At 42.7% G+C, this 15,850-nt stretch carries 13 protein-coding genes; 10 read left to right on the forward strand and 3 right to left on the reverse strand.

Annotated features, from left to right (window positions below; translation table 11 throughout):
• A partial coding sequence (locus ABZD21_RS18580) for a nucleoside deaminase (RefSeq protein WP_372776630.1) occupies positions 1 to 426 on the forward strand: 426 nt, incomplete at its 5' end.
• 144 nt (positions 427 to 570) lie between these two features.
• On the opposite strand, the gene ABZD21_RS18585 is transcribed toward ABZD21_RS18580, so the two are convergent.
• The gene (locus ABZD21_RS18585) at positions 571 to 1,800 is read right to left on the reverse strand and encodes a 3-phosphoshikimate 1-carboxyvinyltransferase (protein WP_372776631.1); all 1,230 of its coding nucleotides are present in this window, start codon (positions 1,798 to 1,800) and stop codon (positions 571 to 573) included.
• Between the two features lie 121 nt (positions 1,801 to 1,921).
• The gene (aroB, locus tag ABZD21_RS18590) at positions 1,922 to 2,992 is read right to left on the reverse strand and encodes a 3-dehydroquinate synthase (protein WP_372776632.1); all 1,071 of its coding nucleotides are present in this window, start codon (positions 2,990 to 2,992) and stop codon (positions 1,922 to 1,924) included.
• A gap of 98 nt (positions 2,993 to 3,090) precedes the next feature.
• Here aroB and ABZD21_RS18595 point away from each other — a divergent pair, with 98 nt between their 5' ends.
• From ABZD21_RS18595 to ABZD21_RS18605, 3 genes are all read left to right on the forward strand, one after another.
• Positions 3,091 to 3,540: a hypothetical protein gene (locus tag ABZD21_RS18595; RefSeq protein ID WP_372776633.1), complete on the forward strand. Its 450-nt coding sequence runs from the start codon at positions 3,091 to 3,093 to the stop codon at positions 3,538 to 3,540.
• 51 nt (positions 3,541 to 3,591) lie between these two features.
• A complete protein-coding gene (gene dprA / locus ABZD21_RS18600; protein WP_372776634.1) occupies positions 3,592 to 4,698 on the forward strand; it encodes a DNA-processing protein DprA in 1,107 nt (368 codons plus the stop codon).
• Positions 4,699 to 4,816: 118 nt separating this feature from the next.
• Entirely contained in the window at positions 4,817 to 6,148 is a 1,332-nt protein-coding gene (locus ABZD21_RS18605; RefSeq protein ID WP_372776635.1) for a DEAD/DEAH box helicase, read from the forward strand.
• A gap of 149 nt (positions 6,149 to 6,297) precedes the next feature.
• Here the strand turns inward: ABZD21_RS18605 and ABZD21_RS18610 are convergent, their stop codons facing one another.
• Positions 6,298 to 6,861, reverse strand: a complete 564-nt coding sequence (locus ABZD21_RS18610; protein ID WP_372776636.1) for a manganese efflux pump MntP family protein — start codon at positions 6,859 to 6,861, stop codon at positions 6,298 to 6,300.
• A 159-nt stretch (positions 6,862 to 7,020) separates the two neighbouring features.
• Between ABZD21_RS18610 and ABZD21_RS18615 the strand changes: the two genes are divergently transcribed.
• The 6 genes from ABZD21_RS18615 to ABZD21_RS18640 form a co-directional block, all read left to right on the forward strand.
• Positions 7,021 to 7,275, forward strand: a complete 255-nt coding sequence (locus ABZD21_RS18615; protein WP_372776642.1) for a tyrosine-type recombinase/integrase — start codon at positions 7,021 to 7,023, stop codon at positions 7,273 to 7,275.
• A 527-nt stretch (positions 7,276 to 7,802) separates the two neighbouring features.
• Entirely contained in the window at positions 7,803 to 8,420 is a 618-nt protein-coding gene (locus ABZD21_RS18620; RefSeq protein ID WP_372776637.1) for a tail fiber domain-containing protein, read from the forward strand.
• A gap of 6 nt (positions 8,421 to 8,426) precedes the next feature.
• The gene (locus tag ABZD21_RS18625) at positions 8,427 to 8,879 is read left to right on the forward strand and encodes a T9SS type A sorting domain-containing protein (protein ID WP_372776638.1); all 453 of its coding nucleotides are present in this window, start codon (positions 8,427 to 8,429) and stop codon (positions 8,877 to 8,879) included.
• A 109-nt stretch (positions 8,880 to 8,988) separates the two neighbouring features.
• Positions 8,989 to 14,958, forward strand: coding sequence for an FG-GAP-like repeat-containing protein (locus ABZD21_RS18630; protein ID WP_372776639.1), 5,970 nt, complete (start codon positions 8,989 to 8,991; stop codon positions 14,956 to 14,958).
• A gap of 17 nt (positions 14,959 to 14,975) precedes the next feature.
• Entirely contained in the window at positions 14,976 to 15,386 is a 411-nt protein-coding gene (locus tag ABZD21_RS18635) for a hypothetical protein (RefSeq protein ID WP_372776640.1), read from the forward strand.
• A gap of 175 nt (positions 15,387 to 15,561) precedes the next feature.
• On the forward strand, positions 15,562 to 15,850 hold a 289-nt coding region (locus ABZD21_RS18640), incomplete at its 3' end, for a hypothetical protein (protein WP_372776641.1).

Raw genomic sequence — 15,850 nt, forward strand, 5'->3', positions numbered from 1 at the left:
GATGTCTATTTTATGAAACGTGCTTTCCAGGAAGCACAACAAGCTTACGAGAAAGGTGAGATACCGGTTGGAGCGGTGATTGTTGCCAATAACCGGATTATTGCCAGAGCCCATAATTTAACAGAAACCTTGACTGATGTTACTGCGCACGCTGAAATGCAGGCCGTTACCGCTGCAGCCAATTTACTTGGGGGAAAATATCTAAACGAATGCACTCTGTTTGTTACGCTCGAGCCCTGTGTGATGTGTGCCGGAGCTCTTGGCTGGGCTCAATTAGGCCGGTTGGTTTACGGAGCCAGTGATGAAAAGCGAGGATTTACGAAATTTGCGCCCAAAGGTCTTCATCCTAAAACTGAAGTTTTGGCAGGAGTAATGGCCGAAGATTGTGGCGACCTGATGACTGCTTTTTTTCGGGAAAGAAGATAAACTGCCTTTGTTGATAGCTCTCTGTTATTCGTTTGAATGGTCAACTCTTTTAATCTCCTCGATTGAGGAAATCATACTCCTGAGGTGTTACCATAAAAAAGGCAACGAATATTGTTCGTTGCCTTGTCTGTTTTTTGTGCCTCGTTATATCTGTTTTATGTCGAATCCAACGAGTTTCAGATCTTCATAATAAGCAGGATAGGATTTTGTAACAACCATCGGTTCGTCAATTTCAATCGGGTTGAATAGGGCAGCCGGAGCAAACGCTAATGCCATGCGGTGGTCGTGATAGGTCAGAATGAGTGGCACCTCTTGTTTTTTGAAAGGGAATGAGCCATCCCAGCTAAGTTCACCGTGTTTTGGTTCGTCGAGGCGAGCACCGAATTTCGACAGCTCGTCTTGTAAAGCCGCAATACGGTTTGTTTCTTTAATTTTTAGTGTTTCCAGGCCGGTGAAGTGGAAGGGCACCTCTTTCATTACGCATAGTACTGCCATGGTTTGAGCGATATCCGGGTTTTCCAGGAAGTCGAGCGTTAATTTTTTCGGTTGAATGTTGGCAGTCTTCCGAATTACAATTCCATCTGAAGTCACTTCACTTTCAACCCCAAAAGGTTTAAACCAAGGGGCAATGGCGCAGTCTCCCTGAAGGCTCATGAGTTGCAGGTTTGGCAATACAATCTCGCCTTCGTCGGCTAAAGCCAACAACTCGTACCAGTATGACGCTCCCGACCAATCGCCTTCGCAGGTATATTCAATTGGTTGGTATTTTTGTTCCGCGATGTAAATTTCGTTGCCTTTCCACACTGAATTGACCCCAAATTGTTTCATCAGGTTCAATGTCATTTCTATGTAGGAACGAGAGGTGATTTTATTTTTCAGGCGAAGTGTCAATCCTCCTTCCAAAGTAGGAGCGATCATCAGTAACGCTGAAATATACTGGCTGCTGATACTTCCGTCCAGCTCCAATATTTTACCTTTTAAGTGCGAACCATGAATGCGCAGGGGAGGAAAGCCTTCGTTTTCAGCGTATTCAATTTTTGCGCCTAGTTCTATCAACGCATCAACCAGTACTTTTATCGGACGTTGTTTCATGCGGTCGGAACCGGTGATCACCCATTCGCCAACAATTTGTGAAAGGAAAGCGGTGAGGAAACGCATGGCCGTTCCGGCGTGGCCAATATCAAACAAGTTTGTGTTCGATTCCAGCACCTTTTTCATCACTTTAGTATCGTCGCTATCCGAGAGGTTCTTAATCTCGTAAGGGCTGTAACTTAAGGCGTGAATAATTAGTGCACGGTTGGCAATACTTTTAGAGGCCGGTAAATTAATGGTACCGTATACCTTTCTGTCCGATTTGGAAACTTGAAACTTCATCCGTAAATAATTTGTTTTTTAATTGTCTGATGGAACTTACATGTTGCTGAAACTATTTTCAACTGGTGCATGTGTCCAGCGCAACATGTTCGTTTCATATTTAGTCAAAAGTAAAAAATACTTAAACTGTCAATTTTCGGTAGTAGTCAAGAGCTTCAAAGATCAGTTCTTTCGAGCAGTCCTGATTTATTTCTACCTGGCCTATTTCCGAAATTAAGGTGAAATTAATTCGGCTGCCTTCGTTCTTTTTATCGTGCGTCATTAGTTCGTAGAGCGCCTCGTAGTCGGAAGTGGTGATATTGAATTTACCATACTTGGCGAGCATCCATTCGGATACCGACTGCAATAATGTCGGATCAAATCCGCATTTTTTTGCCGAAAGGTAAAGCTCCGCGATCATTCCGTAAACAACAGCGTGACCATGCAGAATAGGGCGGCCTTCATGCAACGCGTAGCTTTCAAATGCATGGCCAACGGTATGGCCAAAGTTCAACGCTTTCCGGATATTCTTCTCGGTGAGGTCATTCAAAACATGCCATTCTTTCACGGCAACCGAATGGGCTATGATTTCCTGAAGCGATTCGTAGTCAATTTCTGCCAGGTCATAGTCCATTAATTCATCCCAATGGTCGGTGCTTTTTATCAGTCCGTGCTTTAACATTTCAGCATAGCCCGACAGAAAGTTTTCGTGATCGATGGTTTTCAGAAAATTCGTGTTGATGATTACGGTGTCCGGTTCGTTAAACACACCAATCTCATTTTTTAGTCCATTAAAGTTGATTCCGGTTTTTCCTCCCAACGAGGCATCGACCTGAGCGAGCAAGGTTGTAGGAATATTCACGAAAGCCATTCCACGTTTGAAGGTCGATGCGGCAAAACCGCCTAAATCGGTGAGCATTCCTCCACCAATATTAATTAGTAGCGATTTGCGGTCGGCGCCAAATTTCGACAGCACTTCCCAGACCTGCTCAACCGAGCGAATCGATTTATGCGTTTCTCCACCCTTAATTTCAATAACGCGAATTTGGTATTTGTCGATTAAGGGTTGAATCAATGGCAGACACAACTTTGCCGGTGTTTCCTCCGTTAGTAAGAATACTTTCCCGGTTGCGAAACTGCCGACGATCTTGTCCAGTTCCTTCTCAATCTGTTGGGAAAAGATGATATTCGAATGTATATTTGATGCAGTCATCACCTGTTTTTTTTGGTGGTGGCAAAGTTAAAAAAAAAAGAAAGCTCTGGGAATTTAAAAGTTCCGGGTGGTAATTATTTACAAATCAACAGCGAAACATGGAACTATCGAACAAAAAACGTACGACAACGATTAAGCGAAGCTTCAACCTGACGATGGTACTTATGGTGCTGATAACCCTGTTTTTTGTTTGGATAGAAAATAATGTTGGTGCGCTTATTTCGGGAGGGCTGTTGGTTTTTAGCATTATAGTAGTTCAGTTTGTTAATATCAACTATGTCTATTATAGTTCCGAGGGCTCAAAAGTAATGATTCGATACTATCCGGTTATTGCTTTTTTCGGCAAAGAATACAATTCAATTGAGTTTGATAAAAGTCTGCTGTATTTTGTTAAGATAAAGCGTTATATGGCATTTTCAGATTTGTATCTGGCAGTTAAAACCAGCAAAGGAATTGCTGAATATCCGGAAGTGAGCTTAGTTGGGTTGACAAAAAGTGAAATTCAGTTAATCGAAAACGACTTGAATAGCCTGATGAAAAATCGCTGACATTTGCGAATTCGTAGAGAAAGGTTTAAATTGACATAAACCTTTTTTAGTATGTTATCCTCCGAACAACTTCCATATCACATTGCTCTTTCTTTGATTCCTGGTGTTGGTTGTATCAACGCTAAAAACCTGATAGCCTACATGGGGAGTGTGGAGGCGATTTTTGAAGCTAAAGAGAGTCATTTTAAAAAAGTTCCCGGCATTGGTCCGGTTGTCGCCCGCAGTATCGTTGAGAATCGGGATCTCGAACGAGGGAAGCAAGAGCTCCTTTTTATCGAAAAGCACAAAATTAAAACCACTTTTTATTTGGATGACGATTATCCGACTCGGCTGAAACGCTGTGTTGACGCTCCTCTGATTCTTTTTTCAAAAGGAAATATAAACTGGAACGCGGAAAAACTGGTGGCCATTGTTGGAACCCGAAATGCGACTGATTACGGTAAAAAGGTATGTGACGAGTTAATCTCAGAGATGGCAACACGCGATGGATATGCGGTTGTGAGTGGCTTGGCTTACGGGATCGATTCAGCCGCACACAAAGCGAGCTTACAACATGGAGTGCCTACATGGGGAGTCCTGGCACATGGGCTCGATCAAATTTATCCCGCGTTGCATCGATCGATGGCGGAAAAAATGTTGGCGTCAGGAGGAGTTATTACCGATTTTATCAGTGATACCAAAATTGAACGACAAAATTTTTTGCGCCGAAACCGGATTATTGCCGGCTTAACTGATGCGACCATCGTGGTTGAGTCGGCTGAAAAAGGAGGATCGTTGGTTACTGCCGATATTGCCGGCTCGTATAATCGGGATGTTTTTGCGGTCCCTGGTCGTAATTCCGACAATTTCTCCAAAGGCTGTAATACACTAATCAAACAAAATAAGGCGTGCCTCATTCAAAACCTCGACGATCTGGAGTATTTTATGGGCTGGCAAAAAAAAGCCAGGACAACACAGAAAATCCAAAAGCAATTGTTTGTTACCCTTACTGCCGAGGAACAAAAAGTGATGGATATTATGTCGGGCAGCCCTGTTTATATTGACCAGTTATGTCAGCAACTTCAGATGCCAATGGGGAGGGTGTCCGCACTGTTGTTAGGGCTTGAGTTTAATGGTTTAGTCGCTAGCTTGCCCGGCAAAATGTACAGGTTGAATTGATGACCATTGGAGTGTTCAACGCAATAGTGATTGGGAACTGGCTAAACTTTATCGGAGAACAAAATTTGTAATTCGAATTAGAAACTTGGAACTTGAAGCTTTTCTCTATCTTTGCGCCATGGCAACTACATTCGAAGACTTAAAAGTCATTAAATCAATTTTAAAAGGGTTGGGTGAAATCGGATTCGAAACCCCAACTCCCATTCAGGAACAAGCAATTCCGGTTGTTCGGTCGGGGGTCGATGTGTTGGGAATTGCCCAAACAGGTACCGGCAAAACAGCAGCGTATCTGCTCCCTATTTTTTCCAAGTTAATAAAAGCAGAAGGCGACGATCCCCGTGTACTGATCTTGGTTCCAACCCGTGAACTTTCAATTCAGGTGGGTGAAGACATTGAAGAACTGACTACCTACAGCAACCTGCGCCATGCAGCCATTTACGGCGGTATTGGTTGGACCAAACATGCCGATCTGATTAAGCCGGGGATTGATATTTTAGTTGCTACTCCGGGCCGTTTGTGGGATTTGTACAAATCCGGTGCTGTTTCGCTGAAGAAAATTAAAACGTTGGTCATTGATGAGGCAGACCGAATGCTTGACATGGGCTTTATGCCTCAGATCAGGCAGTTACTGGAGGTTATTCCGGTGAAACGACAGAATCTGCTATTTTCAGCCACCTTTAATGAACAGGTTGAAACGATGAGTCAGGAGTTTTTGGTTTCCCCCGAGCGGGTTGAAGTGGCTCCATCGGCAACACCGGCGCAGTTGGTGAAACAATCCTATTACAAAGTGCCGAACTTTAAAACAAAGCTGAACCTAATTCAGCATTTGCTATTGGATGAAGAAACGTTTAGTCGGGTAATTATTTTTGTCCGGACCAAAGAAAACGCTGAAAGTGTCTTTAAGGTGATCAAACGTAAGGTTGAAGGGCAAAAGCGAATTCTTCACTCTAATAAAGGACAAAATACACGTATTAATGCGATCAACGCGTTTAAGGAAGGCGACGTGCGGATTCTGATTTCAACCGATGTTTCGGCTCGGGGACTGGATGTTAGCATGATATCCCATGTCATTAATTTCGATTTGCCTCAGCGTTACGAGGACTATGTGCACCGGATTGGACGAACAGCCCGGGCCAATAATATTGGTGAAGCGATCACGTTGATAAATCCGGCTGAAGAATATCATTTAAAGAAAATTGAAGCGATAATCCGGATGACGATTCCGGAGGTGGAAATTCCGGCTGAAGTTGAAATTCCACCTACGCCAAAACCGGAAAGTCAGGGACAGCTGCGGGAAATTGACCGGCAGAAAAAAATTGAGGATCCAACTTTTCAGGGTGCCTTTCATGAAAAAAAACGACGTCCGGGAGAGAAGAAAAACAAGGTTGTTAATGCGCCCAAGCATTTGTCCAAAACCAAAAAATTCAGAAAAGGAAGAGGAGGGCGCTAAAGAGTGTCCTTTATGTAGCGGGGTTAGTTGTGTTGACTAATCAAGATTTCTGTGATTCCGGGGAAAGCTAAAAAACAGATCAGTGCGTCAATCAAATGCCGATCAATTACAGAAGGTAAACATGGGCTATTTAACAACCACGCCGAATGTCAAGCCGCCTGTAAATGTTCGAAAAGAATTTTTGCGCCGATCGTTATAAGTACAATTCCTCCAATAATCTCGGTGTATTTTGAAACTTTCGGCCCCGTTTTTTTTCCGATTAGTATGCCCAGCATGGAAGCAATGAATGTAATACTCCCGATGATGATGACAGCCGGAGTGATTTTGTCCATGATTAGAGCCATGCTGAAGCCAACTGCCATCGCATCAATGCTTGTGGCAAATGCCAGCACTACAGCAACTCTGAAAATCATAGGGTCGAGAAATTGTTTCTCTTCTTTTTCTTTCAGATTTTCCAGAATCATTTTTCCGCCAATGAGCGAAAGAATTCCGAATGCGATCCAATGATCAACCGGTTCAATCCATTGCTTGATACTGTTTTCAAGTATCCAACCCAGAACGGGCATCATGGCCTGGAAAAGGGCTAAAAGGAAAGCCAGTTTTACGGCATCGAAAAAACGAATTTTAGGAAGACTAAGTCCGCTGGTGACCGAAACGGCAAATGAATCGACCGACAGTCCCATGGCAAGTATGATGATCGTTGAATAGTACATTCCGGATAATTTGAAGTCGCAAAAATAGGAAAAATGATCCGGTTCGTTGATTGGATTTTCGACAGATGGGAAATTTGTAAACAGTATAAATAAGTCGTTATAAGCAACCGACTGAAGATATATGCATTCAAGGCAAATCAGTCAAATCCGGAAGTTCCGATTAATCTTCATTGTCACAGTCTTAGGCATGCCCGCGCAAGTCATTGGCTAGAGCAAGGTCTTAGCATTGTTGCCATCCAAAGGCTGATGGGCCATGCGGACATAAACACGACCATGCGATACATTTTTGTATCTACCGAGCAGAAGAACAAAGCCTTGGAAACGCTTGACGATGATGTTATTAAAGAAACAGGTAAGAAATGGAAGAAAATCAGTCCGAAGCAATCCTTACTGGAGTACCTTGGCCTTAAATAAGAATATTGAGATTAGAATCACTCGTTGAGCCTATAAGTTAAGTATTGATGTTTATGTTGCCAGAAAATAGGAATAAAAAAAATGAAGCGTCTACACAATGTCAGTATAATTCAAAAATGCAAATCTGATTCATGAACACACTGTTTTTATCCTCTCTGATGACATCTGTGATATACGAGAAATATCCTATAGTGTTAAAAAATATGTCAATTGATATATATCACTTATTTTTTCGGGAACCTTTTAAGTATCAACAAGAATTAACAGGCAAAGCTCAGTGAAGTTTTTGTGTACTTGCCAACATTTCTAATCTCTTTTTAACAATGGATTAGAGAGCCTGTTCCCTTCCCCAAAGGAAGATGCGTAGAATCAGATTGGACTGTCTGTGTCCCCCTAGGTTAGATGACCGATCTGAGTCGTTTATATATCTAATAAACAGCATTTATTTATCTTAATACATTTACCTTGATGCCCGAAATACGGCATGTTAATCTCACTTGATTTCTTAAAAAATTAAAAATATTATTATGAAAAATGTTTTACTTCTGGCCGTCTTCAGCCTATTTTGTCTTGCTGCTAAGGCGCAAATCAAAGTCAACAGTACCGGTAAAGTAGGGATTAACAACACCAGCCCTACCTATCAGCTGGATGTTAGTGGAACCTTCCGGGTCAATGATAACGGAGATGCTCTGATCTATCAATACGGCGAATTTTACCCCAATTCGGGCTGGTCATCTCTTGGGAACTATAGTTATATGTGGGATGAAGTTTATGCTTACCAGGGTTATTTCTATTATTGTGATATTTACTATTCAGACGCTAACCTAAAAACAGAAATTAAAAATCTGAACTCCGCAAGTGATCGATTAAAAGAGCTTCGACCTGTTTCTTATAAGATGAAGCCACACGTAAGACCAGGCAATGAAGCGGATGTGGATGTGGATGTGAATGCAGAGCAGATGGGTTTTATTGCCCAGGAAATGCAGGAGATTTTTCCTGAGATCGTTGTAAAAGATAAAAACGGCGTATTGGGCATCCGTTACACAGAGCTTATTCCGGTTCTGGTTAAAGCGTTTCAGGAACAGCAACAAGTAATTGAAGAGCTTAGAGCAAAGGTAGAAGAACTTCAGGCAACTAAAAACTAAGCTGTCATGAAACACAGGTATTGTTTAATGACAATTTCGCTGCTGGCAGCATTGTCTTTTAGTATATCATCCTTCTCACAAACCAAGGTATTTGGTTTTGGATATGATGGTTCCGGCAACAGGATTGACCGACATTTGATCACACTTAAAAGTGCAAGTCTGGCATCAGCTCTGGGTGAAAGCCAGGAGCAGGAAGTCTTTGAAGAGACTCTGGATAACCGTGAGATCAAAATCTACCCCAACCCGACTAAAGGGTTGTTACGAGTTGAAATCCCTCTGCAAGGAAATGAAAAACGTGTAGTTCTACAGGTATATAACATGCAGGGAGCACTAATCTCGGATCAGGTGGTGAGCGATGAAATAACCCAGGTTGATTTATATAACCACCCTCCGGGGATGTACCTCCTGCGCATAGCATCAGGAGAAGAGGTTTCCCAATGGAAAATCGTCAAAGAATAAAGCTTTTTAGATTAGCACCGACAACTTCTTTCATCATTTATGGTCGCTGGAAAACGGACATTTCGGTGTTAATTGTAATTTCTATTTCAAAAGATTAACTAAACTGAAAATGAAACTAAAGCTAAAGCATATTATCCCCATCCTACTTGTTAGTTTGGGGATACAAACCAGTTGGGGACAGGATTTTGATATTAGTGTCTCCGGCACCGAAAGTGGTACAAAATGGCATTACGCACGCAACAGTATCACTTTCGAAAACAACTATAGTTATACGCCCAGTGGCGGTACGATGACTGCAGATATTATGAACCCGGTAGTTACCGGTGATATTTCCTACAATTATACTATTGTTGATCCGGAAACGCGTAGTCTGAACACGTCTTATCAGGTGGGTACCACCAATGGTTCCTTTGATATTAGTCCGGTCGGCGGTGCAACTTATTCTATTCCCATCGATGTGGCTCCGGGGATCGGCGGCCTGCAACCAACACTGACCATTACCTATAATAGTATGGAAGGGCCGGGTATCGCAGGGTATGGGTGGAACATATTCGGAATATCAGCCATAACCCGAAGCCCCCAAACGTATTATTCTGACGGTACTTCAGGTGGCATTAACCTGGATAGCAATGACCGTTTCAGCCTTGATGGGCTACGGTTGAAATGCACTTCCGGTACCTATGGATCAAATGCATCACAGTACCGGACAGAAACAGACATTTTTACACGGGTGACCTGTTATACCGGGAGCTATGGACCAACGCAGTTCTTTGCCGAAACCAAAAATGGTTTGAAATGCCAGTACGGCTATGACAGTGACGCAGATCAAACGATTACAGGGGTAAATGAAGTTGTAAACTGGTACATGAACAAAGTTACCGACGTTTACGGTAACGAGATGGACTATGCATACATCAAGGATAACGGTTCAATCTATCTTGGCGAGATTACCTATGGTCCCAACACGGTTACATTCTACTATAAAAGCCGAAGCGATAAAACTTCTTACTACTTAAAGGGGAATAAAATTGATGAAAACCTGATATTGGATAAGATCGAAGTTAAATACAATTCGAATGTGGTAAAAAAGTACGAGTTTAAATACAACTACACGTCATCCAATTATACCAGGTATTCTGTTTTGAACGAAGTTGTTGAATACGGGATTGGAAGTACCCGGATGAACTCAACGGCCTTCACCTATCAAACACCGGACAATGTGTCTTTTACCCAAACTGTTTACAACACAACTCATAGTTATGTGACCTATAAGTCAAAATTAGTTACTGGCGATTTTAATGGAGATGGCAAGGCCGATTTTCTGTGTCTACCGGATGCTTCGAAAGGGGCCACCTGGACCGGCTACAAAATTTATTACGGTGACGGAAGTGATAATTTCTATCTGCTTTTCTCAAATACCTCTTATAGCTTTGGCACACTGGACGATATTTACGCTATAGACTTGAACGCAGACGGAAAAGACGATGTGGTTTTTGAAAGTGTAAGCGGCAGTACATCAACTTTTAAATATTGTATAAACTCAGGCTCTGCGCTGGGTACAGCCTATACTTTATGTTCCTTGTCAAATAATAGTGAAACGGGATATAGTGGCAAAAAAAGACGTAAGTCAGACAAACAGGAAAATGACAATGAAATTTCCGGTGCAGACTTAACCGGAGATGGTATCAATGATTTATTTATCAACGATGGAAGCGGGAACTGGAAAGTGTATTCCATGGGGAGTTCCTCCGGGGTATTGGGATCAATGACACTCAGGGCCTCGGGTACGATAAGTACCTTAAATAAGCAAGTATTAACAGGTGACTTCAACGGGGATGGAAATCCCGACATCTGGAGTTTTGATGATTCCGGTGTGAAAATATACTCCTTTAACGGGTCTTCACTAACACAGCTCTACACTTCCACCTGGCCTACCAGAAATCACTTTTTTAACCTGGGTGATTTTAACGGAGACGGGAAAGTGGATATCTTCCTCTATGGTTACAAGAATGGGAGTACCGAGTATGACTGGTCGGATTGGCAAATCCAACTATCTACCGGAACCGGTTTTTCCAAAAACTCCATTCCCCGAAAAAAAACGAACCTGAAGAATGACTATGTCCGGCTGGGTGATTTCAATGGGGATGGAGCGACCGATGTAATGGTCAGTTCCTCGAATGAAAGCTGGACCGGTACTTACTTCTACATCAGTAAAAATGAAGGGTCTGATTTTTACACTAATTCCTTACCGTCCTATCCCTCTTCAACCCACAGCTATTATGTTTCGGATTATGACGGTGACGGGCGTTCAGACTTTATGTGCACCGACGGTTTGTCACCCTGGTGGAACGGTTATCAAATGTATCGCTCAGGCTCAAAAAACAGGATTCTACTGGAGAAGATATCTGATGGATTGAATAGGCTGACTAAGATTACTTATAAAACTCTTTCTCAATATGGAGCGCCTTATACGAAAGGCACCGGGGCCACCTTTCCAGTTTGTGATTTCCAGGGAGCTCTGCCAGTTGTATCGTCCATCCAGACTGGTAACGGGCTGGGGAGTTTAAACACTATAAATTACACTTATGAAGGTGCTAAAATTCATCGTCAGGGGAAAGGCTTTTTATGTTATTCGAAAATGACAGCCACCGATGTAGCCAGTAATATGAAAACAGAAAGCAATTACGACTATCATACGTCTTATTTTTACCCCAGGCTCCTGTCTGCAGTTAATAAGTACTCTTCAACCACGCTTTCTACAACCAACAATAGCTGGTCATACAAAACCACTGTTTCAGGAATTATCTGGCCCTACATTTCTTCTTCGACACAAAATAGCAGCCTGACAGGGCACAGCGTGACACAGACCGCAAATTATGATACCTACGGAAACCTGACTTCGTCCGTCAAAACCTTTGACAATGGGGCGAGCGAATCCACAAACATCCAGTATACCAACGATGCAACTAACTGGTTGCTGGGCAAGGCGGACACAAAAACGGTAACATATTCAAAAGGCGGAGAATCTTCGGTTAGCAATACGGTTTCATATACTTACAATACGGATGGGATACTAAAACCGGATTTTATAACTTACTACCAGGGAACCAGTCTTGAGTATTATCAAAACCACGATTACGACAGCAAAGGGAACTTAAGCCAGGTCTACGTTTACGGTGGTAGTATCGGGGCCAGCCAGACCAATTACACCTATGAGACCAATGGGGTGAGGGTAAAAACAACAACCGATCCGTTAGGGCACACGACAACCAATAATTATGACTCTTACGGCAGGATAAATTCGCAGGTGGATTATCTGAATAACACCACCTCGTTTACATATGATAATTTTGGGCGGATCGCAACGGAGACAACTCCGGACGGCTTTGTAAAGACGACTGCCTACAACTGGGGTTTAACCGGGGGACCAACCAACGCCAGTTACTATGTGCAACAGTCAGGCAATGATGGTTCAATTACCAAAACCTGGTATGATCAACTGGTAAGAGAGATCCGTTCGGAGGGACTTGGCTTTAGCGGTTCTTATATCTATACTGTTACCGAATACAACACAAAAGGACAGCTTTACCGCGTCTCGGAACCTAGTACCTCGTCTTCACCGTCATTGTGGAACACCAACAGTTATAACAGCTATGGTCAGCTTACCGGTGTCACCAGAGCGTCGGGACAAAACAGTACATTCGCCTATACCTTTGGGAACAGCCGGGTTACGGAAACCACCGGTGGTAAAACAAGCTGGAAAGAAACGGACAGCCAAGGGCTGGTGACTCAGGCACATGATAGCGGAGGTGATATTATTTATGCCTACTACCCTGACGGGAAGGTGAAGACCATCACGGCTCCCGGGAACGCTGTTACATCGATGGAATACAACGATGCTGCCCGTAACCAAACGAAATTGATCGATCCAAGCGCCGGAACGATTGAATATACCTATAATTCGCTGGGACAATTAAAAACCCAGAAGAATGGGAGGAGCCAGACAACAACCTTTAATTACCATGCTGATGGGCGTATAAATACAAAAGTATCTCCGGAAGGTACTACTACATATGGCTACAACGGTAATAAACAACTTACCAGCATTAGTTCGCCTGGAAGTGTCAGCCGGAGTTACGGTTACGACACAAAAGGTAGGGTGAGTAGTATCTCAGAGGCAATACCGGGCTCGACAGCCCTCGCTACCGGGTTTACCTATGATAGCAAGGGCAGGCTGGAAACGCGTACACACCCTTCGGGGATTGTGGAAACAAACCATTACAATAGCTACGGGTACCTGGATTACATCTCGGCTGGCGGAGCAACCCGCTATACCATAACGGCTATGAACGAACGCCAACAGGTAACCGCAGCCACATTCGGAAGCAGCTTATACGGAACGTATGGATATGACAGTTACGGGTATCCCACTTATTCCAAGGCCCAGAACAGCGGTTCTTATCGGCAGGACTACCGTTACTCCTTTAACCCGGTAACAGGCAATCTGAATTCCCGCGAGAATTACCTGAAAAGTAAAAGTGAAAGTTTTACTTACGATAACCTCGACCGGTTGCAAACGGTAACAGGGCCCCAGAACCTGACTATGGACTACGATGCAAATGGGAACATCACAACCAAGAGTGATGTGGGATCCATATTTGTATATGAACACCCGACGATCCCCTACGCACTAACGGGCATTGAAAGCTCGACGGGCTTAATAGCAGATGATACGCAAACAGCAACTTATACATCGTTCGAGCAGGTTAGCACCATCGATGAAAGTGATTACTATGCTACGTTTACCTACAACAGTGACCAGCAGCGGGCAAAAATGGAAGTGGTACAGGTGGCAAGTACCATTTTAACACGCTGGTATGCCGGTAACAGTTATATGAAGGAAACCGAAGGCTCAACAACCAAAGAGTACACCTGGATCGGTGGCGATGCCTACTCGGCCCCTGTGGTTGCGATAAAAGAAAGCGGCACAACAAATTACTTCTACCTACTGCGTGATTACCTGGGCAATATTACCCATGTGGTAAATACCTCGAACACAGTTACAGCAGAATATAGTTACGATGCCTGGGGACGACGACGAGACAAGGATGATTGGGGGTACACCCTGAGCGGAGAGCCAGATTTGCTTGCAGGTAGAAGCTTTACATCGCATGAGTATCTGCCCTGGTTCAAGCTGGTAAATATGAATGGCCGGTTGTATGACCCGGTGGTGGGAAGGTTCCTTAGTGCAGATCCTTACGTTCAGATGCCCGATGGTACTCAAAGCTTTAATAGATATTCTTACTGTATCAATAATCCACTTCGTTATACAGACTTAAGCGGATATACCTGGAAAATATTCAAACCTTTTGTTAAAGCTGTTAAATGGCTCGCCAATGCAGCAGTGAATGCTGCGGCAGTTGTCATTGGTTTTCCAGTAGCTGTTACAATAACTGCGATAACTACTGCAGTAGGCTTGGGACAAGGGATCTTTACAGGGGATTGGACTATTCTGAGAAATGAAGCAAAAATAATTGGTGGTTTATACACGGGCTCACTTAAGCAGATAGTATCGAGATTTACATGGGAGTTACCCCAGACGATTGTGGGGTATATTGCTTCACAGGGGTCTAATATGATTGGTGATGTCGAGGACGTAAGTTATTTTCACGGAGCAACGGTTGTTCGTCATTATAGTGATAAATGGGGTGGTTTTACCATTGGCTCGTATATAAATATAGATAGTGGCTCAACAAATTATGATATTATGCACGAATATGGTCATTATTTGCAGAGTCAGGCTGTTGGTCCGGGATATTTATTTGGTTACGCTTTGCCTAGCTTAATAAATGCAGGGGCAATGGATAGTCAAGATCGGCATAATGCTTATTGGGTAGAGCAGGACGCCAATGTCAGAGCTAGAAATTATTTTGGTGATTCAAATTGGTCGTATTGGACCTATCCAATTCTAGGTAGTGAATATAATCAATCCTATACAAATAGATATGGAAAATATCAATACCAAATGGGCCCCAAATGGTGGCAGAAATTATACGAAAATCTTATATCGAAAAAATAAACTAAACTCATATAAATATGAAAAAGATTACAACATTTCTCATTTTAGGCATTTGTTTTATTGGTTTAAATTCATCAAGTTGTCATGATGATGATAATGTGCCGAGCCATCTTAAAATTATAAATAGATCCAATTCTGATATTTACGTTGGCGTCTCAAGTTCTTATCCCGATACTGCGTTATCTCACATTGAAGTTATTCCTTTTTATAAAGGCAATAAGACTCAAAAAATTGAAGCAGGAGATACAATGTCCGTTCGGACAATAATTTTGGCCGAGGATAACATAACTCAAATGTTCTTCTTCGATGCAAATGTGATAGAGAGGGAACCATGGGATAGTATCGTTTCGCATTACATCGTCCTAGAGCGAAAAGAAATTACTGAAAGTGATTTGAAAATGTCAAATTGGATCATAGCATATCCTTGATGTTCATCTGTTACTAGCTGCAATCTGTGCAGATAGAGAGTACGTGGAGTTTAAGTTAAGTACATTAGTGAAATGTGCTGTCGAAGATAGAACAATGTAGGTAGAGAGCACCAAGTCGACTTCAATTATATCAAACAAAAAAATTAAATAATTTAAAAAACCACAATTAACGTCAATGAAAAGAAACATCGCATTCAGCTTTATAATGGCCACATTGATAGGATTATCATTGGTGGCCAATGCCCAAACCGAGAAAGGGAAGATCCTTCTCGATGCTTCCAGCAGTCTGGATTTTACCTCATTATCGTCTAAATGGGAAACCGACTATAACAGTGGTGACGGAGGCAAAACAAGCAGTTTTGATTTTTCGCCCGCAGTTGGATACTTTGTCGCGAACAACCTCGCTTTTGGAATAATGTTGGAGCTTAGCACAACAACCGAAAAGGATGACTACGACAAATATA

It is taken from the genome of Mangrovibacterium sp., from assembly GCF_041596335.1.
Classification (GTDB): domain Bacteria; phylum Bacteroidota; class Bacteroidia; order Bacteroidales; family Prolixibacteraceae; genus Mangrovibacterium.